21 protein-coding genes, 1 tRNA gene and 1 pseudogene are annotated in these 22443 nt (G+C 74.4%); 8 read left to right on the top strand and 15 right to left on the bottom strand.

All coding sequences use genetic code 11. From position 1 onward, the window contains the following. Positions 1-11: 11 nt before the first annotated feature. From AC2RP6_RS08665 to AC2RP6_RS08700, 8 genes and pseudogenes are all read right to left on the bottom strand, one after another. Positions 12-3032, bottom strand: a complete 3021-nt coding sequence (locus tag AC2RP6_RS08665) for a protein kinase domain-containing protein (protein ID WP_486445668.1) — start codon at positions 3030-3032, stop codon at positions 12-14. A 204-nt stretch (positions 3033-3236) separates the two neighbouring features. Next, positions 3237-4385, bottom strand: coding sequence for an FHA domain-containing protein (locus AC2RP6_RS08670; protein WP_486445669.1), 1149 nt, complete (start codon positions 4383-4385; stop codon positions 3237-3239). A gap of 177 nt (positions 4386-4562) precedes the next feature. Then, a complete protein-coding gene (locus AC2RP6_RS08675) occupies positions 4563-5417 on the bottom strand; it encodes a DUF72 domain-containing protein (RefSeq protein ID WP_486445670.1) in 855 nt (284 codons plus the stop codon). Between the two features lie 294 nt (positions 5418-5711). Then, positions 5712-6521, bottom strand: a complete 810-nt coding sequence (locus AC2RP6_RS08680) for an SDR family oxidoreductase (RefSeq protein WP_486445671.1) — start codon at positions 6519-6521, stop codon at positions 5712-5714. A 14-nt stretch (positions 6522-6535) separates the two neighbouring features. After that, the gene (locus tag AC2RP6_RS08685) at positions 6536-6949 is read right to left on the bottom strand and encodes a hypothetical protein (RefSeq protein WP_486445672.1); all 414 of its coding nucleotides are present in this window, start codon (positions 6947-6949) and stop codon (positions 6536-6538) included. 129 nt (positions 6950-7078) lie between these two features. After that, positions 7079-7764, bottom strand: a pseudogene (locus AC2RP6_RS08690) (UdgX family uracil-DNA binding protein). Positions 7765-8008: 244 nt separating this feature from the next. Continuing rightward, on the bottom strand, positions 8009-8659 hold the full coding sequence (locus AC2RP6_RS08695) for a GPR1/FUN34/YaaH family transporter (protein ID WP_486445673.1): 651 nt from the start codon (positions 8657-8659) through the stop codon (positions 8009-8011). 224 nt (positions 8660-8883) lie between these two features. Continuing rightward, entirely contained in the window at positions 8884-9252 is a 369-nt protein-coding gene (locus AC2RP6_RS08700; RefSeq protein ID WP_486445674.1) for a hypothetical protein, read from the bottom strand. Positions 9253-9702: 450 nt separating this feature from the next. Between AC2RP6_RS08700 and AC2RP6_RS08705 the strand changes: the two genes are divergently transcribed. The 5 genes from AC2RP6_RS08705 to ligD all read left to right on the top strand — a co-directional run bounded on the left by AC2RP6_RS08705 (position 9703) and on the right by ligD (position 13352). Next, the gene (locus AC2RP6_RS08705; protein WP_486445675.1) at positions 9703-10596 is read left to right on the top strand and encodes an SDR family oxidoreductase; all 894 of its coding nucleotides are present in this window, start codon (positions 9703-9705) and stop codon (positions 10594-10596) included. 184 nt (positions 10597-10780) lie between these two features. Then, positions 10781-11341, top strand: a complete 561-nt coding sequence (locus tag AC2RP6_RS08710) for a hemerythrin domain-containing protein (RefSeq protein WP_486445676.1) — start codon at positions 10781-10783, stop codon at positions 11339-11341. Between the two features lie 171 nt (positions 11342-11512). Further along, complete coding sequence (locus tag AC2RP6_RS08715; protein WP_486445677.1) at positions 11513-12019, top strand: hypothetical protein; 507 nt, start codon at positions 11513-11515, stop codon at positions 12017-12019. A gap of 131 nt (positions 12020-12150) precedes the next feature. Further along, a complete protein-coding gene (locus AC2RP6_RS08720; protein ID WP_486445678.1) occupies positions 12151-12408 on the top strand; it encodes an ATP dependent DNA ligase in 258 nt (85 codons plus the stop codon). Continuing rightward, a complete protein-coding gene (gene ligD / locus AC2RP6_RS08725; protein ID WP_486445679.1) occupies positions 12408-13352 on the top strand; it encodes a non-homologous end-joining DNA ligase in 945 nt (314 codons plus the stop codon). The genes AC2RP6_RS08720 and ligD overlap by 1 nt, the downstream gene beginning before the upstream one ends. Positions 13353-13435: 83 nt before the next feature. On the opposite strand, the gene AC2RP6_RS08730 is transcribed toward ligD, so the two are convergent. Further along, positions 13436-13512 (bottom strand) — tRNA-Pro (locus tag AC2RP6_RS08730). A gap of 109 nt (positions 13513-13621) precedes the next feature. On the opposite strand from AC2RP6_RS08730, the gene AC2RP6_RS08735 reads away from it, so the two are divergent. Continuing rightward, positions 13622-14101 carry a DUF309 domain-containing protein gene (locus AC2RP6_RS08735; RefSeq protein ID WP_486445680.1) on the top strand — a complete coding sequence of 160 codons (480 nt, stop codon included), beginning with the start codon at positions 13622-13624 and terminating at the stop codon, positions 14099-14101. A gap of 3 nt (positions 14102-14104) precedes the next feature. On the opposite strand, the gene AC2RP6_RS08740 is transcribed toward AC2RP6_RS08735, so the two are convergent. From AC2RP6_RS08740 to AC2RP6_RS08755, 4 genes are read right to left on the bottom strand one after another with little or no spacing between them, the layout of a single operon-like run. Beyond that, positions 14105-14500, bottom strand: coding sequence for a VOC family protein (locus AC2RP6_RS08740; RefSeq protein ID WP_486445681.1), 396 nt, complete (start codon positions 14498-14500; stop codon positions 14105-14107). A 4-nt stretch (positions 14501-14504) separates the two neighbouring features. After that, complete coding sequence (locus tag AC2RP6_RS08745) at positions 14505-15149, bottom strand: LutC/YkgG family protein (protein WP_486445682.1); 645 nt, start codon at positions 15147-15149, stop codon at positions 14505-14507. Next, on the bottom strand, positions 15146-16633 hold the full coding sequence (locus tag AC2RP6_RS08750) for a lactate utilization protein B (protein ID WP_486445683.1): 1488 nt from the start codon (positions 16631-16633) through the stop codon (positions 15146-15148). Before AC2RP6_RS08750 ends, AC2RP6_RS08745 begins: the two co-directional genes overlap by 4 nt. Then, on the bottom strand, positions 16630-17427 hold the full coding sequence (locus AC2RP6_RS08755; RefSeq protein ID WP_486445684.1) for a (Fe-S)-binding protein: 798 nt from the start codon (positions 17425-17427) through the stop codon (positions 16630-16632). The genes AC2RP6_RS08750 and AC2RP6_RS08755 overlap by 4 nt, the downstream gene beginning before the upstream one ends. An 18-nt stretch (positions 17428-17445) precedes the next feature. On the opposite strand from AC2RP6_RS08755, the gene cobF reads away from it, so the two are divergent. Next, positions 17446-18198, top strand: coding sequence for a precorrin-6A synthase (deacetylating) (cobF, locus tag AC2RP6_RS08760; protein WP_486445685.1), 753 nt, complete (start codon positions 17446-17448; stop codon positions 18196-18198). Here the strand turns inward: cobF and AC2RP6_RS08765 are convergent. Continuing rightward, positions 18185-19372, bottom strand: coding sequence for an aminotransferase class V-fold PLP-dependent enzyme (locus AC2RP6_RS08765; RefSeq protein ID WP_486445686.1), 1188 nt, complete (start codon positions 19370-19372; stop codon positions 18185-18187). The genes cobF and AC2RP6_RS08765 overlap by 14 nt on opposite strands. A 175-nt stretch (positions 19373-19547) precedes the next feature. Beyond that, complete coding sequence (locus tag AC2RP6_RS08770; RefSeq protein WP_486445687.1) at positions 19548-21284, bottom strand: glycoside hydrolase family 71 protein; 1737 nt, start codon at positions 21282-21284, stop codon at positions 19548-19550. 677 nt (positions 21285-21961) lie between these two features. Between AC2RP6_RS08770 and AC2RP6_RS08775 the strand changes: the two genes are divergently transcribed. Beyond that, entirely contained in the window at positions 21962-22387 is a 426-nt protein-coding gene (locus AC2RP6_RS08775) for a hypothetical protein (protein WP_486445688.1), read from the top strand. Positions 22388-22443: the final 56 nt, after the last annotated feature.

Below are 22443 nucleotides of genomic sequence, written 5' to 3' on the forward strand. Positions count from 1 at the left end.
GGACGCTCCGGTCACCCCCTCCAACGGCGCAGGCGTTCCGACCAGCGGTGCCAGACGACGGTCCCCGGGTGTTCGGCCGTCACCCGCGCCACCTCCCTGGCCGCGGCGGCCACACCGTTCTCCTCGGCCCAGCGGTACCAGTCGATGGCGTTCCCGTACGCGCCGCGCTGTTCGTGCACCCGGGCGCCCTCCAGGATGGCGGACGTGTCGCCGGCCTTGCCTGCCTCCAGCAGCCAGGACAGGGCGGCCTGGACGTGCTCGTCGCTCCCCGCCTTCAGTTGGGCCCGGGCGAGCCTGCGCATGGCCCGGATGCTGCCCGCCTCGGCGGCCCGCTGCCACCACCCGAACGCGTTGGGTGCGTCGAGGCCCACCAGGGCGAGCATGGCCTCGACGTCCCCGCCGTCGGCGAGCTCGCGGTAGCGCCGTAGCACCTCCTCCAGGTGCTGCTTGCGCTCCGCGGGGTTGTTGCTCCGGCCGCGCACCTCCAGGTACAGCCGGATGATGTCCTTCCCGACGGTGGGGTCGCCGAGTCGTTCGGCCTGGAGGAGGCACTGCAGGGCGCCCTGCGGCCGGCCGCGCCGCTCGTGCGTCACGGCCTCGGTGCGCAGTGCGGCGGTCCGGGCGGACGCCTTCGGCTTCGCCGCGGCGGACCGTGGCGGCGTCCGCCCGGCATCGTTCCTCGCGCCGGCCTCGACGGCGGCCTTCCTGGGCACCGGCTGGGCCGTGGCCGCCTTCGGCGCGGGCTTCGGCTCTGGCTTCGGCTCGGGCTTCGGCTTCGGGTTCGGCTGTGGCTTCGGGTTCGGCTGTGGCTTCGGGTTCGGCTTCGGGTTCGGCTTCGGCTCGGACCTGGGCTCGGGTACGTCCGGGGCGTTCCTCGGTTCGGCCGGACCGGCGGGACCGGCGCCGACGGACTCCGCGCGGAGGCGTTCCGCCGCGAGCGTGGCCCTCGGGTGCCCCTTGTCGGCGGCGCGCGCGTACCACTTCAGCGCTTCGGGGGCCCGTCCCGTCTGCTCCAGGATCTCCGCCGCGTCCATCATGGCGGCCTGGTGCCCCTTGGAGGCGGCCACGCGGAAGTGGGCCAGCGCGTCCGCCAGGGCGCCCCGCTGCTTCAGCGACCGCCCGACGCAGTGCATGGCATCGGTGTTGCCCTCGGCCGCGGCCCTGCGGTACCAGGCGAGGGACTCGGCCTGCCCCTCGGGCTCGTTGGCCAGCAGTTGGGCGGAGAACATCATGGCGTGCACGTGACCGGCCTCGGCGGCGCGCCGGTACCAGGTGAGGGCCTCCTGCACGCGCTTCGCCTCCAGGTGCCGGCTCGCCAGCGCCAGCATCGACTCCACCCGGCCGTCGCGGGCGGCTGCCCGGTGCTCGTGGATCAGCGCCGCGTCCGCGCCGCTCCCGGCGTCCACGGTCTTCGCGGGTGTGCCGTCGGACGCCGCTGCGCGGGCGAGGCGCTCCCGGGCGAGCCGCTCCCGGACCCGGGCCACCGCGTCGGGGGCCTTCTCATGGTTGCGCCCCGCGGCCCTCTCGTACCACGTGAGGGCCTCGGCCAGCCCTCCGGGCTCGTGCTCCAGCAGGCCGCCCAGCCGCATCGCCGAGTGCAGGTCCCCGCCCTCGGCCGCCCTGCGGTAGAAGGGCGCGACCCGGTCCCGCAGGTCGGGAAGGTGCTGTTCGATCAGTTGGGCGGCCTCCCGGGCGGCGGTCGGGTTGCCGGCGTCGGCCGCGCGCCCGAACCAGGACAGGGCCTGCTCCCAGTCCCGGACGGAGCGGCAGGCGGCCGCCACCTGGCGCATGGCCTCGGAGTTCCCTGCTTCGGCGGCGGCCCGGTGGCGGGCGCCCGGCTCACCCGCGTACGCCTTGCGGGCCGCGGCCTTCGCCCCGGTGGACGCCGGCGGACTCGCCGGCGGCGGCACCTGCCGTGCGGCGGGCCCGCCGGTCGGGGGCAGGGTGGTCGCCTCGTGCACGGACGCCCCGGGTGGCGCCGGCGGGAATGCTCGCTCACGGACCGCCCGGACGGACGGCGCGGTGGGCGTGGGCGTCGGCACGGGCATGAGCATGGGCGTGGCGGCGGAGGCGCGTGCGGGGTGGGGAGGGGCCGCCGGTCCGTGCCGGCCGTGTCGGTGGCGCATCGGCGCTTCGAGGTCCACGGCGAGGTCCGACAGCCCGGCGAGCGCACCGCGCAGCCCCGGCGGCAGCCACTCGTGCTCCTTGGGCGACACGCTCGACGGCAGCAGCCGGGCGAGTTCCTGCGGAGTCGGCCGGTCCTGCGGCCTCGGTTCCAGGCAGGCGAGGACGATCCTCGCCACGCCGTCCGGCAATCCGTCCAGCCGGTGGTGCCCGTGCAGGATGTTCGCCTGGATCTCGGCGGCGGAACCGGGCCCGAACGGGTGCCGGTTCAGCGCCGCGTAGGCCAGCACCACGCCGAGGGCGAAGACGTCGCTCGCGGGCCCCACCCGCTCGTCCCTGAGCTGTTCGGGCGAGGCGAAGGTGACGGTGCGCGGGGCCGCCCCGGAGCCGGTCAGTGTGAAGCCGTCGGCCGGGGCGAGGTTCCGGGCGATCCCGAAGTCGATGACGTAGGGGCCGTCCGCGGCCAGCAGGATGTTCGCGAGCTTGAGGTCGCGGTGGACCAGGTCCGCGGCGTGGATGCTGCGCAGGGCGTCCGCGAGCCCCGTCGCGAGGACCCGCCAGGTCCGCTGGGGCAGTGGGGCCCCGCAGTGGTCGAGCGCCTCCGCCAGGTCGACCCCGCGGATGTACCGGGCGGCCAGCCAGGGTTCGGCGGCGTGCGTGTCGGCGTCCACCACCTGGGCGGTGTACGTGCTGTCGACCGCCCGGGCCGCCTCGACCTCGCGGGCGAAGCGGCGGCGGAAGCGCTCCGCCGACCCCGCCAAGTGCTCGGGCCTGATCGTCTTGAGCGCCACCCCGCGGCCGAACTCGCTGCGCGCGAAGTAGACGTTCCCCCAGCCTCCCCGGCCCAGCAGGGCGAACAACCGGTACGGGCCGATCGTTTCAGGATCGTCCTCCCGCAGTGGCTCCAACTCGACTCTCCCACCGATCCACCGATCCACCGATCCACCGGCCCTCTGGCCCCGCGGGCGAACCCCGGGGGTCAACCCGCCGTCCCCACCGGGCCGTTCCCGCTCTCGTACCGTCGTGCCGGGCGAACCCCCGGGCCCCGGCTCCCGTCCGGGAGCGCCCTGCGCGGACCGCCGACGGACTCCCGTGCCGTGCTCAGTGCGTGCTCAGTCCGTGCTGGTCAGCTCTTCGACGCCCCGTACCCGCCCGGGCGGCTTCGCCCGTACGCCGTCGCCGCGCTCCCCGGGCCATCTCTGGCCGCTGCGCCGCAGGACGATCCCGGGGACGAGTTCGATCTCGTCGTCGGGTCCGAATCCCCGCAGCAGCCGCTCCCTCGGTGCGCCCTCCGGGACCTCGTCGACGTGCGGAAGGGGCTGCCAGGGCGTGGGCTCTCGCCCGGGCCGCAGGGTGCGGATACGGCTGCGGGCGGTGCTGGCGTCGAGGACCTTGAGGGTGCCCCGCCGCGACACGATCACCAGGTGGTGCCGGCTGATCCTGGCCCGGCGGCCGTCCGGGAGGTGGCGCTCCTCGATCCGGGCGAGATGGCCGCGCCCGAGGACGAACTCACGGCCTTCGTCCTCGGTGAGGTTCTCCCACGCCCGGCAGACGCCGTCGACCATGATCTTGAGTTGCAGCCGGGGACGCCGCTCCCCGAGGTCGGCCAGCAGCGTCCCGTGGGCCCGGCAGACCACCTTGCCGGCCCGGATGGCCGGGCTGGGGTTGCAGGGCGTACGGGGACAGCGCCACGACCGCTCCAGGACCTCCGATCGCGGGCGGCCCCGGAAGTCCAGCAGGTTCCGCGCCTTGAGGTCGTCGCGCTCCCCCTCCTGGGAGATCACCCGGTCCGCGAACACCCGCATGTCGCGCGGCGCCAGCCGGACCGAGCCGTCCGCGCGGCGCAGCGGCTCCAGGAAGTGCTCGCGGTCGCCCTGGATCCACGGATGCTCCGCCCGGTGCCCCCGGAAGAGGTCGCGGCTGATGACCCGGGTGCCGAGCACCTTCGCGTGGTCGAGCAGGTCCGGGTCCGCCTTGGCGATCGAGGCGATCAGGCCGCGGTCCAGCCAGTCGCGCAGCAGCGCGAGTTCGCGGGGGTCGGGGTAGTCCGGGGCGGACCGTGGGTCCAGCAGGTTGTCGTCGGCGATGGCGTGGACGGTCGCCTCCGCGTCCCCGGTCCACTCGCGCAGCGCCGTGAGCACGAGTCGCAGCCGTTGGAGCGAGCGCGCGGTGCGGCCGCCGAGTTCCCTGTCGCGCACGACGTTCGACAGGTCGATCAGGTAGTCGGCCCGGGCGGCCTCGCCCCGTAACTGACGTTCCATACGGCGGAACGCCGCCATATCGTTCGCCACACCTCACCCACCCGCTCGCCGACCCTACGGTGACAGGAAGAGAGGCTAGCGGCATCGGGTGCGGCGCACCCGGCGGTCGGCACGATTCACGGGTGCGGGGCCGGTCGGCACGTTGCGGCGTGCAGCGGCGGGACCCGGAAGACTTCGTCAGGAGCAGCCCTCCAGCAGACCGCGCAGCGTCTCGGCGGACCGTACGGCTGCGTCGCCGCAGCAGTTGTTGAACAGGACGTGCAGCCGCTCGGTCCGCTCCTCCAGGTGGCGCAGGCGGGGCAGCCAGGCGGCCAGTTCCGCCCGCGTGTAGCGGTGGCGGAAGCGGTCCTGCTTGCTCCCGGTCCCCCAGGCGGTGCTGCGGCCGTGGAAGCGGACCACGGAGAGCTTCGTCGACGTCACGGGTGTGACGGCGGGCATCGAGGTGGGCAGCCCCTGGGCCGTGTCCACGACGACCGCGGTGGCATCGAGGTCCTGCAACAGGGCAGTGGTGCGCTCCTGCCGGTCCTCGCGCCACCAGTCGGGATGACGGAACTCCACGGCCATCGGCCACTGGTGCGCCCGCTTCCTGGTGGCGTGCAGCACGTTCTCCGCCCTGGGGCCCGGCCCGAACCACGGCGGGAACTGGAACAGGACGGCGCCCAGCCTGCCGGACTCGTGGAGGGGCCGCAGGGCGGCGCCGAAACGGTGCCAGACCTCGTCGAGCAGCTCCGGGTCCCCGCGGTCGAGGTCGCGCAGATCGGCGGGCAGCGCCGCCGTGCGGGTCGGGTGGCCCGTGAGGAGGGAGAACGCCTTGACGTCGAAACGGAAGCCCGGCGGCGTGCGTTCGCTCCAGAGCACGCTGTTGCGCTCGCTGGGGAGTGCGTAGTAGCCGGCGTCGACCTCCACGACGGAGAAGCGTTCGGCGTAGTACCGCAGCCTCCCCTCCGGGTCACGCCGCCCGGGTGGGTACCAACCGCCGGCCACCAGTTCCTTGTCCGTCCATGAACAGGTTCCGATCAGCAGGTCGCCCATACCGGGACTCCTCTCGTCACGGCCCGTCTACCCGGGAACGCCCTCGCCTCCCCCCGGCAGATGGTCGGCTGCGGGACCGAGGCCGTCGACGGGGACGGGCCGCCCGAGCGGAGCGAGACCGCCGGCGGTGATCCGGTACCCGGGGTGTCTTCGAGACCGTCCACGACGCTCAGTACGGTGAGCGCCCCCGTGAGCGGGTCCACGGCCGCCGTGGTGATCCCGCGACCGCCGCCGGAGGCGAACGAACCGGTGTGAGCGCGCTGTCCGACGCCCGGGCGGACGACGGGGCGGCGCTCAGGGTCGGCGCCACCGGTCGTGGTCCATGTGCGACCCGGCCATCGGCCCCATCCGCAGCATGCCTCCGTCCACCACCCAGGAGGCACCGGTGACGTACGAAGCCCAGGGCCCGGCCAGGAAGGCGATGACGGCGGCGACCTCGTGGGCGTCGCCGGGCCGGCCCGCGGGGACGCCCGGCCGGAGTTCCGTACGCACGTCCTCGTCCCCCTGGCCGGTCATGGGGGTGGCGATCTCCCCGGGGGCCACCGCGTTCACGGTGATTCCGTGTTCGGCGAGTTCGAGTGCCATCACCTGCGTGAGGAGGCCCAGTCCGCCCTTGGCGGCGCAGTAGGGGCCCGCGCCCACCCGCGGCTGGTGCTCGTGAACCGAGGTGACGTTGACGATCCGCCCGCCGGTGCCCTGCTGGATCATGTGCCGGGCGGCCCGCTGACCGCACAACAGCGGACCCACGAGGTCGACGTCGAGGACCCGACGGACGGTGGTCAGGTCCAGGTCCAGGAAAGGCGTGGCGGTTCCGGTGCCCGCGTTGTTCACGAGCACGTCGATGCGCCCGAGCCCGTCGGCGAGTCGGTCGATGACGTCGGCGGCGGCGGGCAGGTCGGTGAGGTCGAGCCGGGCGAGCAGGGCACACCGGCCACGCGCCCGGACCTCTTGGGCCGTGCGCTCGGCCCCTTCCTCGTCCTCGTGCCAGGTGATGCCGACGTCCAGCCCGGCCGTGGCCAGGTGCACGGCGACGGCGCGGCCGATCCCCGAGTCGGAACCGGTGACCACCGCCGTGGCGGGGGAGAAATCCAGAGGACTGATCATGGTCGAACCTCCCGTCACGGCCAGGACGGTTCCCGGCGCGGCACCACGACCGGTTCCCCGACCACGCTTCCGGCGGGTACCGACAGCGCGTAGATGACCGTGTCGGCGCAGACGTCCGGGGTCCGGAGCAGAGTGGTGTCGGTGTCCGGGAACCGGTCCATGATGGAGGCGGTGTCCATTCCGCCGGCGATGATCCCGGTGACACCGGTGCCGGTGCAGTCCCGCTGGGCCTCCTTGAGCAGGGTGTGGGTGAACGCCTGCAGCCCGGACCTGCTCGCCGCGCAGGGACCCGCTTCCGTCCAGGTCCGGTCGGCGGCGGATGCGCCGGCCGCGGCGAGCCGCCGCGCGATGGCTGCGCCCGGCCCCCGGGCCCCGCCGGTGACCAGGGCCTGCTTGCCCGTCAGGTCGGCCTGTACCGCGCTGTCCATACTCTGCCTCGCCTTCCCTCGGTTCCGACGGGCCCACGGCCACCCTCGGGAGGAGGGGCCGGACGCCGTGGCATCTCGTGGGACCCACTCTGGGCAAGGGCTGTGCGCCTGGCGGAGGCGCCCGCGCCCCTACCGCAGCGCGGCGGCAGCCAGGGACAGATCGGCCACCAAACCGGCGAAGGCCGCCTCGCGGTCGTCGGCCCGCAGGACGGCGGAGGGGTGGACCGTGGCCAGCAGCTGCCCGGGGCGGATCCGAACCGCCCTCCGAAGGTGTCCGGCATCGGCAGGAGGACACCCCGCCGCTCACCCACGCGGAACGACGACCCCAGCAACGACTTGCCGGCTGTTCCTCCCAGCACCACCAGCACCTCGGGAGCGACCAGTCTCAGTTCCTCCGCCAGCCAGGGCCTGCACGCGGTCATCTCCCGCAGGCTCGGGGCCTTGTGGATCCGGCGCTTGCCGCGCGGGGCCGGTGTGAACTTGAAGTGCTTCACCACATTGGTGAGGTACGCCTTCTCGTCACCCAGCCCGGCCTCGTCGAGCGCACGGCGCAGGAGCTGCCCCGCCGGGCCCACGAAGGGCTCCCCCTTCACGTCTTCCCGGTCGCCGGGCTGCTCCCCCACCAGCATCAGCCGCGACCTGGCCGGCCCCTTTCCGAAAACCGTCTGCGTGGCATCGAGGAACAGCGGACACCCGCGGCAGTCGCCCGCCGCCCGGCGCAGAACCGCCAGCCCGCCGTGCGAGGGGAGGTAGGGAGTCGCGTCGTACCCCTGGCCCCTGTCGGTGGCCGAGGCAGCACCCGCGTCCGCGTCCATGACCGCGCCTTCCAGCCCGGGATCCTGTGCGTACGCCCTCGACCGGTCCCGTGAGGCACCGGCCCGACGGCAGTCGGCTTCTGCCCGAGCGGCTCGGCCCGAAACCCCGGGCCTTCGTCTGACGCAGGGAGGGAGGCAGGGCAAGATCCCGCGGTGGAGGGCCGGGCTCCCGGCGTGAACTGCTGGCTGCTGCCGTGCGCTTGCGTACCGGCGATCCCCGGCCCGGAGGGCGCGGGGCTCCCCGTCAGAGTTCCGGGCGCTCCCCCGGCTCGGCTCCCCGGTGGATCGCGTCGGAGCGCAGGCCTGCGCGTCCCACGGGGAGGACGGGGCGGTGCCGGGCGTCTTCCAGGGCGAGGGCGGCGGCAGCGTACAGGGCCGCGGCCGTCAGGACGAGCCCGATGACGCCGGCGGTGTCCTGCCAGCCGGGAGCCCCGGTCAACTCGTGCAGCCCAGCCGCGCACAGCCGCAGCGCGGCGCATGCGATGACGGCGGTCGCCGCAATCTTGCCGGTGCCGGCGGCGGCGATCGGTACGAGCAGGCTCACTGCGGTGACCAGCAGGAACAGGCCGAGGACGTGCCGCGTGCCGGGCACGGGCCCGCTCCCCAGGAGTGCTCCTTGCACCAGCCAGCTCCCGGCCAGCACTGCCATGGCCGTACCGAAGGCGGTGTCCCTGGCTCGAAAGCCCAGTACGGCCGCCAGGAGCTGCAGCGGAAAGGCGAATGCGATCATGACTGCGGCCACGGCGTGCCGTTCGACAGGCGGCACCCAGCCGAGCTGCAGGCCGGCGGTGACGAAGGCTCCCGCTGCCAGCGCCAGGAAGCCGAGTGGCACGGGCGTTCCGAGCGGTCGCACGACGGTGGCGGTGATGCGGGGCGGAGGGGTGGGCGCAGCCACGTTCCGTTCTCCTCTCGTCCGGCGACACCCCGGCGTCTGCCCTGCCGCGTGCCGGTCACGCCTGCCACGGGTGCCGCGGCGTAGGGGTGCCGCGGCGTAGGGGTGCGTTCCGGACGGGCGCGGCTCGTCCGACGACGAACGAGGGTCGCGACGAGTGCCGTGCTGCCCTCGCTCCTCCTTCCACCGAGCCGGCCCGCGGCCGGACCCGGGAGCACCACCGCGGCTCACGGGCGCGGACCGACGCCCGTCGGTGCGACGGATCGCGCACACGCGTCCGACAGCGCCCCGGCCAGAGAGGAGTGGACGCGGACGTGACCGGAGGCGTTCGCGCGGAGCTGGTCGGCGGCGTGGGGCGAGGCCGTCACGAGGGCGAAACCGACGTGGTGCTCCTGGGCTGTCCGGTGGGAGCGCAGGACCGTGCTGAACACCGCTGGTGTCCACGCTTCCTCGACCACCACGACGAGGTGAGCCGGTCGGTGGGCTCGCAGGAGTTCCTCAACGGCCAGGACGACGGTCGCGCGGTGGCGTACGGCCAGGGCAGGGACGAGGCGCACGACGAGGACGCCTTCATCGAAGGCATGGGTCAGCAGCATGGGTCCTCCATCCGGGAAAGGACACGAAGCGGGGGTGCACGCAGTCTGCTGGGTCACCCGGGCTCTCCGGCGTCGGCCACGCCGTGCGGGCTCCGCCGAGAGGGCCGGTGGCGGTTCCGAGCGAGCACGCGGCACATCCGGGCGGGCGGGCCTGTGCGGTCGCCGAGCCCGGATCCCCGACCGCCGCCACCCGCCCGGGCAGATCCGCCACGGCCGGCGGACCGCGTCCGGGGCCGGATACGACCTGACGATCGGGGTAGCCGGACGTCGTGGGCGCCCTCCCCGGAACCTCGCCGCCGCGCGCCGCCGCCCGCCGCCGCGCCGACCTGCTGGCCGAGGCCCGCAGAGAACACCGGACGCGACGGGAGCCCGGCGGGTGTTCGTCCACGGCGGCTCAACCGCCCGCCCACCCTCCGTCTGACCATTCCGACCCGCCGGAAGGAGACCGCGATGTCCTCCCACGACCAGCCCCGTCTCACCGATCCCGTGTCCCTGCACGCCCGTCCCCCGTTCCCCGAGCAGGATCAGGAGCATCCCGGCTCCACCGGGGCGATGGATCCCCGCCCCGACCACGGCGAGGACACCTATCAGGGGCATGGCCTGCTGGGCGGCCGCAAGGCGCTGGTCACCGGCGGCGACTCCGGGATCGGCCGGGCCGTCTGCCTGGCCTTCGCCCGGGAAGGCGCAGACGTCGTCTTCACCCACCTCCCCGAGGAAGCCGCGGAGGCGGAGGAGACCGTACGGCTGATCCGCGACGCCGGACGCACAGCGGTGGCGGTCGCCTGCGACATCCGCAACGAGAACGAGTGCACCGCACTCGTCGACAAGACCGTCGGCGAACTGGGCGGCATCGACCTGCTCGTCAACAACGCCGCCTACCAGATGGCCCAGCCGGACGGGATCGAGGCGATCACCACCGAGCAGTTCGACCGGGTGATGAAGACCAACCTGTACGGGATGTTCTGGCTCACCAAGGCCGCCCTCGCCCACATGCCGCGCGGCGCCTCCGTGATCAACACCGCCTCCGTGCAGGGCTACCAGCCCAGCCCGCACCTCCTCGACTACGCCATGACCAAGTCCGCGATCATCTCCTTCACCCACAACCTCGCCCAGATGCTCGCCGGACGCGGCATCCGGGCCAACGCCGTCGCACCCGGACCGGTCTGGACCCCCCTCATCCCGGCGACGATGCCCGACCCGACGAAGTTCGGCGAGCAGTCGCCGCTCGGCCGGCCCGCACAGCCCGCCGAGATGGCACCGGCGTACGTCTTCCTCGCCTCCGACTCGGCGTCCTACATCACCGGCGAGATCGTCAACGCCACCGGCGGAACACCCCTGCCGTAGCCCCGGACCAGCGCTCGTACCGGCAGGTGCAGCGGGCCTGCCGGTTCGTCGTCCCCGCGGCAGGGTGGCCGCCTCCCCCGAGCGGGTGAGAGGCCCCGCGCGACCGGGCGCCCGCGCATCGGGCGGGGAACCGATCCGATCGGGCCGCAGCGGCCCCGACCCGAACCACACACACGGAGGCGACATGGGACACGGCGGAAACGTGATCGACGAGCTGATGGCCGACCACCGGGAGGTGGCGGAGATGTTCGGCCGCATGCGGAGCATGGCCGGCGGCGGTCAGGAGCTCCGCGATCTCATCGACGAGGTCACCATCGAGCTGGTACGCCATTCGGTCGCCGAGGAGCAGTACCTCTACCCGGCGGTACGCGAGCACGTCGAAGGCGGCGGGCCGATGGCGGACAAGGAGATCCAGGACCACGCCCGCGTCGAGAAGATGCTCAAGCAACTGGAGAAGATGGACACCGACGACGCGCAGATGAGCCCGCTCCTGCGGCAGCTCATGGACGAGGTCACCGCCCACGTCCAGGACGAGGAGACCAACCTCTTCCCGATGCTGCGAAGGGCCTGTACCCCGCAGCAACTGGACGAGCTCGGCGACAAGATCCGCCGTGCCAAGTCCATGGCGCCCACCCGCCCGCACCCCGCCGCGCCCAGCAGCCCCGCGGCCAGCAAGCTCCTCGCACCGGGCGCCGGCCTGGTCGACCGGGCACGCGACTTCGTGACCGGCCGCGGCAAGTCCTGACGACCGGCCCGGGGCGGCGGGCCGCCGCCCCGGACGGACGGTGACGTGCGTCATGCCGCAGGCCTGCACCTGCGGGCTAGGCTGGTCGGCCACCAGCGGAGCGGCGCAGCTTCGCGCCGCAGCTCGCGGAACCGGCACGGACCGGTGCGAGCACGCCCCGAGGAAGCCGCCGTGTCCGCCGATCTCACTCCCGTCATAGCCGCAGGCACCCGCTGGCTGCTGACCGCCTTCCCGCCCGCCCCGGGCGCCTTCAGCCGGGCCCTGGCCGAGGCCCAGGCCCGGCAGGCCGTCACCCTCGCCGCTGCCCTGCGCTACCCGACCCCGCTCGACGCGGAACTCCTGCACCTGCTCGGCCCGGGCGGAAGCTCCCGCCTGGACTGGCTGACCGGTGCCGACCACGACAGCGACGCGTCCGACGCCGACTGGCGCACCTGGGTCGACGAGAGCGTCGTCAGCTGGGCCGCCTGCCTCCTCGCCGCCCCCGACCTCGCCGCGGCCGCCCAACACCGTGCCGACCGCGGCCAGGCCGGCGAGCTCACCCGCCTCACCCGCCCCGGCGCACACGAACACGACGCCGCGCCCCTGCTGCGCCACCCCGACCTGCTCGAACCGGTCGCCGCCCTCCGCCGGGCACAATTGCTGGACCTGTTGGGCAAGGAGAACGCAGCCCTCGGGTAGGGCGGGCCCCCGGCGCCCAGGTCGTCCGACCGCCCGAGCCGGTGAGACGGAGGGCGCGCCGAGGGTGGAGGCGGGAATGCCGGGTATCCGCGCGGACAGGGAGGCCCGCCGGACCACGGGAGGAGGATGCGGTGGCAGCAGGGAGAGCCGATGCCGGCACCCCGCCCCTGTACCGGCTCCCGGCGGAGCAGCGGCGTCTGCTGCGCCCGGCCGCCGCCGGTGATGTCCGGGAACGGGCCGTCCACCGGGTGCGTCCCGAGCTGGTCGCGCCGATCGCCTTCACCGAACGGACCACCGCCGGACTGCTGCGACACCCCCGCTGCTCGGGGCTGCGCGACGACAGGCCGGCACACGAGGTGGTCCGGGAGCAACCGGCCGGGAGGGCCTGATGACCCCGAAGAAGCAGCCCACGCAGCCGGAGCGCATCCGGGCCGGCCGCCGCACCGTCGGGATCAGCCGCCCGGACAAGGTGCTCTTCCCGGGTGACGGCATCACCAAGGCCGACCTCGCCGACTACTACCGCACGGTGTCCCCGCGCATGCTGCCCCACCTGCGCGGGCGGCCCCTCATGCTGGAGCGGCATCCCCACGGGATCGACGGCCCGGCCTTCATGCAGAAGGACGTCCCTGACCACTTCCCGGACTGGATCCACCGTGCCGAGCTGCCCAAGGAGGGCGGCACCGTCACCTACGCGATCTGCGACGACACCGCCACCCTGCTCTACCTCGCCGACCAGGCGTGCACCACCCCGCACCGCTTCCTCTCCAAGGCCGACCGGCCCGACCGTCCGGACCGGCTGGTGTTCGACCTCGACCCGGCCGGCGAGGACTTCGCCCCGGTGCGGGACGCCGCGCTCGGCCTCCACCAGCTCCTGGACGAGCTGGAACTGCCGTCCCTGCTCATGACCACGGGCTCCCGCGGCCTCCACGTCGTGGTCGCCCTCGACCGCCGAACCCCCGCCGACGACGTACGCGTCTTCGCACGCGGTGTCGCCGACGTGCTGGCCGCCCGCCATCCCGACCGGTTCACCACCGAGGCCCGGAAGAAGGCCCGCCGCGGCCGCCTCTACCTCGACATCGGGCGCAACGCCTACGCCCAGACCGCCGTCGCCCCCTACGCCGTCCGCGCCCGCCCCGGCGCCCCCGTCGCGGCCCCGCTCGCCTGGGGCGACCTCGACGATCCGGACCTCACCGCCCGCCGCTGGACCCTCCCCACCGTCGACGGCCTGCTCAGGGAGGATCCCTGGCAGGACCCTCCCCGGCCCCGCTCCCTCCGAAAGGCCCGGGGGCTGCTCACCGCCCTGACACGTGACGCGGCGAGCCCGGCGCCATGACGAACCGACCACGCACGACGTACGGACGCACGAAAGGCCGTCCTCTCAAGGTGAGAGAACGGCCTTCGACCTGCGTTTCCGCATGGTCGGGACGACAGGATTTGAACCTGCGACCCCTTGACCCCCAGTCAAGTGCGCTACCAAGCTGCGCCACGTCCCGATGTACCTTCGACCTGCGGGTTTCCCCGTGCTCGGCGGCACATGCAGAACATTACCCCACGCCGAGGGGTGTGCATGCACGGGTAATCGGCGAGGGGGAGGATGGGGTGGTGAACGCACGGGATCGGGACGTTGAGGGGCGGGCGAGGAACGCCCGGCCGAGGGACGGGCTGGGACGGCCGCTGGACTACGGGGCGGCCGGTGTGGAGCGGCAGCCCGAGGGGGTCGTGCGGTCGGCCGGCGAGACGGTGCGGGAGGCGCAGCGGCTGCTGGACGCGGGGATGCCGTTCCATGCGCACGAGGTGTTCGAGGACGCGTGGAAGTCGGGGCCGCAGGCCGCGGCCCCGCTGTGGCGGGGGCTCGCGCAGCTCGCGGTCGGGCTGACGCACGCCGCCCGCGGCAACGCGGTCGGCGGGGCCCGGCTGCTGCGGCGCGGGGCCGACGGGATCGAGGGGCTCGCCGGGGACCCGTACGGGGTCGACGTGCCGGGCCTGGTCCGGTGGGCCCGGGAGCTGGCGGGCCGGGTGGAGCGGTCCGGGCCGGCCGTCGACGCCGCACGCGAGGCCCCGCGCCTGGGCCGCGTGCCCTGAGGGTTACGGAACGGCGGGCTGGAGGAGGTCCCAGCGGTTGCCGTACAGGTCTTCGAAGACGGCCACGGAGCCGTACGGCTCGTGGCGCGGGGCCTCCAGGAAGCGGACGCCCTCCGCGGTCATCCGGGCGTGGTCACGGGCGAAGTCGTCGGTGTGGAGGAAGAAGCCGACGCGGCCGCCGGTCTGGTCGCCGACGCGGGAGCGCTGCGCCTCGTCCTTGGCGCGGGCCAGCAGCAGGGCGGCTTCGGTGGCACCGGGCGGCCGGACGACCACCCACCGCGAGCCGTCGGGGCGGGCCGTGTCCTCGGCGAGGTCGAAGCCGAGGGCCCGCGTGTAGAAGTCGATGGCCTCGTCGTAGTCGTGGACCACGAGGGCGGTCAGGGCGATGTGGGATGGCATGCCCTCATTGTGCGCAGAGGAGGACGACCTCCAGGGTGCGGGGCCCGTGGACGCCCTCCACCCGGTCCAACTCGATGTCGCTGGTGGCGGAGGGCCCCGAGATCCAGGTCAGGGTGCGGGCGGGGTCGAGCCGTTCCAGTGCCTGCGGTACGGAGTCCACCACCTGGTCCGGTGCGCGGATCACGCAGACGTGGTGGTCCGGGATCAGGGTGATGCGGCGCCGGCCCTGGTCGGGGGCGCCGTCGAGGACGATGGTTCCGGTCTCGGCGACGGCCAGGGCGCAGCCGGTGACCACGCTGTCGACGAGGTCCAGCTCCTGCGGCGTGGCGGCCGCCCGGTCGTGGACCCGGGTCGGGTCGGCCGCGATGAGCCAGTGCGGCGGCAGTCCGGGCGGGACGAGGACGCTGCGGGCGCCGCGTGCGGCGAGCAGGCGCGCCAGCAGGGGCGCCAGCCCCTCCTCGTCGGTGCGGTGGACCAGCGCCCGGTACTCGGCGAGGTTCGCCGCGAGCAGGTCGACGCGCTCGCCCGGGGTGCGCGTGCCGTGGACGCGCAGGTAGTCCCGCGGGACGTCCGGAGCGGCGAGCCGGTCCGGTCCCGGCCGCGGCACGGCCCGGCGGATGCGGGACAGGATGCGGTCCCTACTGGTCATCGGCGGGTCCCCCGCTCCCGGGTCCACCAGTCTCGGAACGACTCGGCGGGCGGGGACGGCAGCTCGCGGGTGTCGGTCCAGGCCCGGCCGGGGCCGGGCAGCCGGCGCGGCGCCAGTCTGCGGGCGCGGGCCAGCAGCCGCTCCCCCGCGCGCAGGGCCCCGGGGCGGTCCAGGAGCAGCCGGGCGGCCCGCAGGGCGGCGCGTTCGGCGGTGTGCCCGTGCGCGGGGCGGATCCGTACGCGGATGCCGTCGCGGGTCACCGGGCCGCCCTGGGCCACCCGTTCGCGGAGGTGGACGAGGACTTCGGGGATGTCGATGGCGACCGGGCAGACCTCGTAGCAGGCGCCGCACAGGGTGGAGGCGAAGGGCAGCGAGGCGTCGATGTCGCTCTCGGTGCCGCGCAGTTGGGGGCTCAGCACGGCGCCGATGGGGCCGGGGTAGACCGATCCGTAGGCGTGGCCCCCGGCCCGCTCGTAGACGGGGCAGACGTTGAGGCAGGCCGAGCAGCGGATGCAGCGCAGGGCCTGGCGGCCGGTCTCGTCGGCGAGGGTGTCGGTGCGGCCGTTGTCGAGGAGGACGAGGTGGAAGGCGGACGGCCCGTCGGCGTCCGCCCCGCGCGACGGCCCCAGCCCCGTCCACATGGTGGTGTACGGGTTCATGCGCTCGGCGGTCGAGGAGCGCGGCAGGGTCTGGAGGAAGATCTCCAGGTCGCGGAAGGTGGGGACGACCTTCTCGATGCCCACGACCGAGATCAGGGTCTCGGGGAGGGTCAGGCACATCCGGCCGTTGCCTTCGGACTCGAAGACGACCAGGGTGCCGGTCTCGGCGACCATGAAGTTGGCGCCGGAGACGGCGACCTTGGCGCGCAGGAACTTCTCGCGCAGGTGCAGCCGGGCCGCCTCGGCCAGCTCCCGCGGGTCGTCGCCGAGCGGGTCGGGGGCCGGGCGGCCCAGGCGTCCCATCCCGGTGCGGAAGAGGTCGCGGATCTCGGCGCGGTTGCGGTGGATGGCGGGGACCAGGATGTGCGAGGGCCGGTCGTGGCCGAGCTGGACGATGAGTTCGGCGAGGTCGGTCTCGTAGGCGGCGATTCCGACGGCCTCCAGTGCCTCGTTGAGGCCGATCTCCTGGGTGGCCATCGACTTGACCTTGACGACCTCGCGCTCGCCGGTCGCACGGACGAGTTCCGTGACGATCCGGTTGGCCTCGTCGGCGTCGACGGCCCAGTGGACGGTTCCGCCCGCGGCCGTCACCGCCGCCTCCAACTGCAGCAGGTAGTGGTCGAGATGGCGCAGGGTGTGGTCCTTCACGGCTGCGCCCGCGGCCCGCAGCCGGTCCCAGTCGGCCAGCTCGGCGACGGCCCGCGCCCGCTTGTCGCGGATGGTGTGCGTGGCGCGGCGGAGGTTGGCGCGCAGGACGCCGTCGCGTACGGCGTCGCGCGCGGCGGCGGGGAAGGCGGGCATGCCGAGGTACGTGCCACCGGTCATGGCAGGGGCCCCTTCTCCTCGGTCGCGGCGAGGATCTCGGCGAGGTGCAGCGTGCGGGGCAGGGAGCGGGGCGGGGAGCCGCCGGGCGTGCCCGGTGCCGGGTCCGCCGCCCGACGCAGGAGGCCGTCGAGGTGGGCGAGGCAGGAGTTGTCGGAGCCGCACAGCACCTCGGCCCCGGTGGCGGCCGCGGAGGCGATCTTGTCGGCGCCCATGGCGACGGAGACGTCCGGGTTCTTGACGGCGAAGGTGCCGCCGAATCCGCAGCACTCCTCGGCTCCCGGCAGCTCGACCAGCCGCAGGCCCCTGACGGCGGCGAGCAGCCGCCGGGGCCGGTCCCCGAGTCCCAGGCCGCGCAGGCCGTGGCAGGAGGGGTGGTAGGTAACGGTGTACGGGAAGTACGCGCCGACGTCGGTCACGCCGAGCACGTCGACCAGGAACTCGCTGAGCTCGTACACGCGCGGCGCGAGGGAGCGGGCCGCGTCCGCCAGGGCGGTGCCGCGTCCCTCGCGTTCCGCCTTCCGGCCGATCCGCGGGTAGTGCTCGCGGAGCATCGCGGCGCAGGAGCCGGACGGGGTGACGACGTACGCGTAGCCGGCGAAGGCAGCCGCGGTGCGTCGCAGCAGCGGTTCGCTCTCGTGCCGGTAGCCCGTGTTGTACTGCGGCTGCCCGCAGCAGCTCTGGTCCTCCGGGAAGTCCACGTCGACCCCGAGCCGCTCCAGGAGGCGTACGACGGCGATGCCGGTCCTCGGGTACAGCGCGTCATTGACGCAGGTGACGAACAGGGCGACACGCATGGTGGGCACAATAGCCGGGTGAAGAAGTTCTCAGTGATCGGCATAGGCGCGGGCGACCCGGACCATCTGACCCTCCAGGCGGTCAGGGCGATCGGCGCGGCGGACGCATTCCTCATCCTGGAGAAGGGCGAGGAGAAGGCGGACCTGACCGGGCTGCGGCGCGCGATGCTCGACGCGCACGCCCGCCCCGGCCACCGGCTCGTGGAGGGCCGCGACCCGGACCGGGACCGGACGCCCGCCGACTACACCCCGACGGTGGACGGCTGGCGCAGCGCGCGGGCCGGGCTCTTCGAGCGGTTCATCGCGGAGGACCTGGCGGAGGGCGAGACCGGGGCGTTCCTGGTGTGGGGCGATCCCTCGCTCTACGACTCCACCCTGGCGATCCTCGACGAGGTGCTGGAGCGCGGGCGGGTGGCCTTCGAGCACGAGGTCGTACCGGGCATCAGCAGCATCTCCGCGCTGCTGGCGCGGCACCGGACGAACCTGAACCGAGTCGGGCGGCCGGTCCAGATCACCACCGGGCGCCGGCTGGCCGAGGGCTGGCCGGGCGATGTGGACGACGTGGTGGTGATGCTGGACGCACGGCACGCCTTCACCGCCCACCTGGACCAGGACCTCTACATCTACTGGGGGGCCTACGTGGGCACCCCGGACGAGATCCTGGTGCAGGGCAGGCTGGCGGAGGTCGCCGGGCGGATCGAGGAACTCCGCACGGAGGCCCGCGCCCGCAAGGGATGGATCATGGACACCTACCTGCTCAGGCGCGCCTGAGGTACGCCGGGAGGGCGGCGGCGAGGCGTTCGTACTCCTCGGGCCGGTTGTAGATCTGCCCGCAGATCCGGATGCCGCCGCCGCCCGGCCAGGGCCAGATCAGGACCCGGATGCGCTCGCGCGCCGCGATCTCCTCGCGCAGCGCGCGGGCGGCGTCCGGGGTGCCGGCGACGCCGGGCGGCAGGCGCAGGGTGCGCATGGCGAGGCCGTCGGTGTGCGGGAGCGGGGTGAGCCCGGGGATCCGGGCGAGCAGTGCGGCGCCGTGGGCGGCGAGGGCGCTGTTGTGGGCGCGGAGTTTGGCCGCGTCGAGGGTCTCGATGAGGTCGAGTCCCTCGGGGGCTGCGAGCCAGCCGGTGTAGTCGGCGGTGGCGCGGTTCTCCACGGAGCGGGGGAACCCGTGCCCGTCCTCCCAGGAGGGCACGAGCGCCCGGACCCGGTGGCGGTGCTGCGGGGCGACGGCGAGCAGGGCGGTACCGGACGGGGCGTAGCCCCATTTGTGCAGGTTCCCGAACCAGAAGTCGGCGCCGCCGGCGAGCGGGTCCGCGAGCATGCCCGGGGCGTGGGCGCCGTCGACGACGGTGGTGACGCCGCGCTCGCGCAGTGCGGCGAGGAGCCGGGGCGAGGCGATGATCCGGGCGGTGGGCGAGCTGACGTGGTCGAGTACGGCGACCCGGGTACGGGGGGTCAGCGCGGCCAGCACGGTCTCCCGTACGGCGTCCTCGTCGGGCAGGGCGGGGTCCAGGGCGACGGTGGTGACCGGGGCGCGGCGGGCGGCGGCCGCGGTGACGGTGCCGTAGCCGTGGTCGGTGACCAGGATCTCGTCGCCGTCGGCGAGCGGGACGGCGTCGAGGGCGAGGTGGGCGCCTTCGGTGGCGTTGGCGATGAAGGCGAGGCCGTCGGGATCGGCGGCGAGGTGCGCGGCGATCCGGGCACGGGCCCCTTCGAGGCGTTCCGGTACGGCGATGAAGAAGGCGTCGGGGTCGGCGTGCACCTCGGCGCGCAGCGCGGCCTGGGCCTCCTGGACGGGTACGGGGACCGCTCCGAAGGAGCCGTGGTTGAGGTGCGCGACGCCCGGGTCGAGGCGGAACAGGGCGGGCCCGCCGGGGAACTCGCCGGGCCCCTCCCCCGCGGGCGGCTCGGCGCGGCGGTCGGCGGGGCGGGTCGTCTCGGTCACGGGACCTCCGGGGTGCGGCGCGGCTGTCGCCCGGATCATCCCCCGCGGCCCCGGGCCCTGGGAACACCGCCGCCGCCACCGCGGCCGGAACCGTGCACCTCGGGGAGCGTCGTCGAAGTGGCGTCGGCCGCCGGCAGGGCGGCCCCGCCGGCCAGAAGGGACTTGACGACACGTCCTAGGGTTCGCGGCCGCTGGTCGCCGCGTAGTACTGGAGGTCCTGGACCTCCACCTCGGAGTCCACCCGGTACGGCAGGTCGACCTCCGCCGCCGTCCCGCCGTCCCGGCTGACGCGGGCGGAGCTGGTGCCCGCCTTGAGCGGCAGCAGCTCGGAGTGGATTCCGGCGGGGGCCTCGTGGCTGCCCCGGGACGTGCCGACCTCCGTCCGCACGACCGCAGGCCCGGTGAGGAAGCTGAGCACCTCCACCGTGTCGCGGGACGGGGCGCTGCCCTTGCGCAGGGACATCACCAGCGACTGGTCGCCGGTGGGGTCGGCGTCCGCGAACTGCGTGCGCGCGCTGAGGTACAGCGTGTCCCGGACGATCTTCGGCCAGCCGCCCGTCTTGAACCGGGTCAGGTAGTAGGAGGTCAGGTCGAGGTAGGCGTGCCCGTTGTGCAGGGACGGCGCGAACTGGCTGCCCTCGGAGTAGTCGTTCCAGGTGGTGAGCTGCACCCAGTCGGCGTCGTCCTCGATGGCGCGCGTCCAGGTGGCGCGCAGGGTCGCGGTGTTGCCGGCCTCGTCGTAGATGCCCTGGTTGGGGCGGGCGTCCTGGACGGAGACGGGCTGCATCCAGATCTTGCCCATGCCGTGGGCCCGCTGGACGTCGCGCGCGGAGCTCTCCTGGCCGACGTAGCTGCGGCTGCCCCATTCGGAGAAGCCGTGGCTGATCGGGGCGAACGCGCCGCTGTGGGCGCCGAAGTCGAGGAAGAGCGGTACGAAGGCCGTGCGGATGCCGTGGTCGGCCTTGAGGACGCGGATGAACTCGGTCCACCAGGCCACGTCCTTCGCCTCCGCCTTGAAGGGAGAGACGACGAGCCGGCCGTCGGGGAGCCGGTGTGCGGCGGAGGCGTCGGCGAGCGTGGCGACCGCCTCGGCGAGCACGCGGGGGTCGTCCGTCTTCAGGGAGGTCATGTCCGGCATCAGCATGATCTTGAAGGCGGGGTCGACGGAACGGGCGGCGGCCATGAGCAGGTTGGAGCGGTCCCAGTTCTTGCCGGAGAGGGAGAGCAGGTCGAGGGTGAAACCGTCGATGCCGGCGGCCCGGGCGGTGCGGACCTCCTGCTGGAGGTTGGCGTACTCCCAGTCGCCGGTCCTGGGTGCCACGGGCAGGGGGCGGTCGCGCAGCAGGCCGCCGTAGCGGCCGTGTTTGCCGCTCTCCCCGTCGGGGTCGAGGTAGTTGCGGGTGTAGTAGTCGTTGTCCGCGCGGGCGTTGTCGAGGGACAGCGGGTACGGGGTGAAGTAGTGGGCGAACACCAGCTTCCTGCCCGCTTCGCCGGAGCGCAGGGAGGCCGGCTGGGGCATGTCGAAGGGCAGCGCGCCGGCGGGGCGCACGGCCCCGGAGTCCACGGCCCCCTCGGGATCGCCCTTCCCCGCCGCGCCCTTGGTGGGCGCCGGGCTCCGGTCCGGCGGTGCGGACTCGGCAGGGCCGGTGGCGCCGGGTGCGGAACCGGTGGGCTGCGGGAGGGCGGGGCCGCGGGCGGTGGCGTTCCGCGCGGGATCCCCGCTGAGCGGGTCCCAGGCGATGCCGGTGGCGGCGCAGACGCCGACGAGGAGGAAGGCGGAGAGCAGCAGGGTCAGCAGGGGCCGGCCGCCGCGCACGGCCGGCCGGCGCCGGTGCGACACGGGTCCCGCCGCCCGCTCCGCGCCGCGCGTTCTGCGTCGTGCTCGCCGGTCCGTGCGCCGGTCCGCTGTCATGCTGGCCCCTCCCGCGAATATGCCCCGGTGGGGCTGGACAGCAGTAGAGCCCATTACCGCCTTCCGGACAACCGTTCCCCCGGGCCGGGGTGGGCCGTGCCGGGGCGCATGGCCGTCTCCGGGCCGGCCCCGTCCTCCCCGGCCCGCCCGCAGGAGGGCGGCGATGGCCTTGCGGTACGCGGGGCGACGTATGCGGATGCACTGCCCGGGGTCGGTGCGGTGCGGGACGCCGGGCTCCCGCGGATCGGGGAGCGGGGACCGCGCGCGTGCGCCTCGGGACGCCGACGGCCGGGCACGGTGGCTGCCCGGACCGCCTCGTCAGGTCGTCGTAGGCGCCGGCCACCCGTGCGCGGGGCCTCGGTACGGTCCGGGCGGGGCCCCGCCCCCGCACGCGCCGTAGCCCCGGACGGTCCGTCGCCCGGCTCCCGGCAGGGGCACCGTCGGCGCGGCGGAGCGCGGGGCGCGCGGGGCGCGGGGCGCTGACCTGGGCGGCGGCGGGGCGCTCGATCGGAATGCGACATTCCCCTAGCGATACGGCGCAAGTGGCGCATAATCATCGTCACACGGCCGAAAGATCCCTGTAGCCACGGCCGCGCCTGGTCACGCATGCGATGGGGGGCATCGTGCCGATGAGGGAATCAGGGTCGGCCGGGAGGCTGCCGGCGACGTCGGTAGAGATGTCCCGGCTGCTCACCGCCGTCCGCCGGGGACGGGTGCTCACCGTGGCGGGCGGGTTCCGCGAGCCGCGCAGCCTGCTGGTGCGGGAGATCGCCCGGCGACTCGCGTCCAACTTCTGCGACGGTGTCGCGGTCGTCGACCTCGACCCGCTCGAAGGTGGCTACGGCGTCCGCGAACTGACGGCCGAGCTGGGCCCCGTACCAGGCGCACCCGGCGGACCCGCCCTGCCGTGCGGGACGACGACGTACGCCGCCTCGTGGCTGGCCGAGCGGGACATGCTGCTCGTCCTCGACGGCACCGAGCAGCTCGGCCAGGACGCCCTGGCCTGGCTGCGCAAGCTGCTGGCCGTGGCTCCCGGCCTGCGGATCCTGGCCGCGGGCCGTTTCCCGCTGGCCTTCGACCAGGAACGCATCCACCGCCTCTGACCGCCCGCCGCGGTCACGCCCGGGCGGCCCCGGGGAGCCGGGTCCGCCCGGGCCGG

The organism is Streptomyces sp. WAC03905 (assembly GCF_057371075.1).

What these genes read in the sequence shown, in the direction of transcription:
- AC2RP6_RS08770 (WP_486445687.1), bottom strand. Translation starts at nt 21,284, where the DNA reads ATGACAGCGGACCGGCGCACGGACCGGCGAGCACGACGCAGAACGCGC.
- AC2RP6_RS08680 (WP_486445671.1), bottom strand. Translation starts at nt 6,521, where the DNA reads ATGATCAGTCCTCTGGATTTCTCCCCCGCCACGGCGGTGGTCACCGGT.
- AC2RP6_RS08750 (WP_486445683.1), bottom strand. Translation starts at nt 16,633, where the DNA reads ATGACCGGTGGCACGTACCTCGGCATGCCCGCCTTCCCCGCCGCCGCG.
- AC2RP6_RS08755 (WP_486445684.1), bottom strand. Translation starts at nt 17,427, where the DNA reads ATGCGTGTCGCCCTGTTCGTCACCTGCGTCAATGACGCGCTGTACCCG.
- AC2RP6_RS08740 (WP_486445681.1), bottom strand. Translation starts at nt 14,500, where the DNA reads ATGCCATCCCACATCGCCCTGACCGCCCTCGTGGTCCACGACTACGAC.
- AC2RP6_RS08685 (WP_486445672.1), bottom strand. Translation starts at nt 6,949, where the DNA reads ATGGACAGCGCGGTACAGGCCGACCTGACGGGCAAGCAGGCCCTGGTC.
- AC2RP6_RS08700 (WP_486445674.1), bottom strand. Translation starts at nt 9,252, where the DNA reads ATGCTGCTGACCCATGCCTTCGATGAAGGCGTCCTCGTCGTGCGCCTC.
- ligD (WP_486445679.1), top strand. Translation starts at nt 12,408, where the DNA reads ATGACCCCGAAGAAGCAGCCCACGCAGCCGGAGCGCATCCGGGCCGGC.
- AC2RP6_RS08745 (WP_486445682.1), bottom strand. Translation starts at nt 15,149, where the DNA reads ATGACCAGTAGGGACCGCATCCTGTCCCGCATCCGCCGGGCCGTGCCG.
- AC2RP6_RS08705 (WP_486445675.1), top strand. Translation starts at nt 9,703, where the DNA reads ATGTCCTCCCACGACCAGCCCCGTCTCACCGATCCCGTGTCCCTGCAC.
- AC2RP6_RS08675 (WP_486445670.1), bottom strand. Translation starts at nt 5,417, where the DNA reads ATGGGCGACCTGCTGATCGGAACCTGTTCATGGACGGACAAGGAACTG.
- AC2RP6_RS08710 (WP_486445676.1), top strand. Translation starts at nt 10,781, where the DNA reads ATGGGACACGGCGGAAACGTGATCGACGAGCTGATGGCCGACCACCGG.
- AC2RP6_RS08775 (WP_486445688.1), top strand. Translation starts at nt 21,962, where the DNA reads ATGTCCCGGCTGCTCACCGCCGTCCGCCGGGGACGGGTGCTCACCGTG.
- AC2RP6_RS08670 (WP_486445669.1), bottom strand. Translation starts at nt 4,385, where the DNA reads ATGGAACGTCAGTTACGGGGCGAGGCCGCCCGGGCCGACTACCTGATC.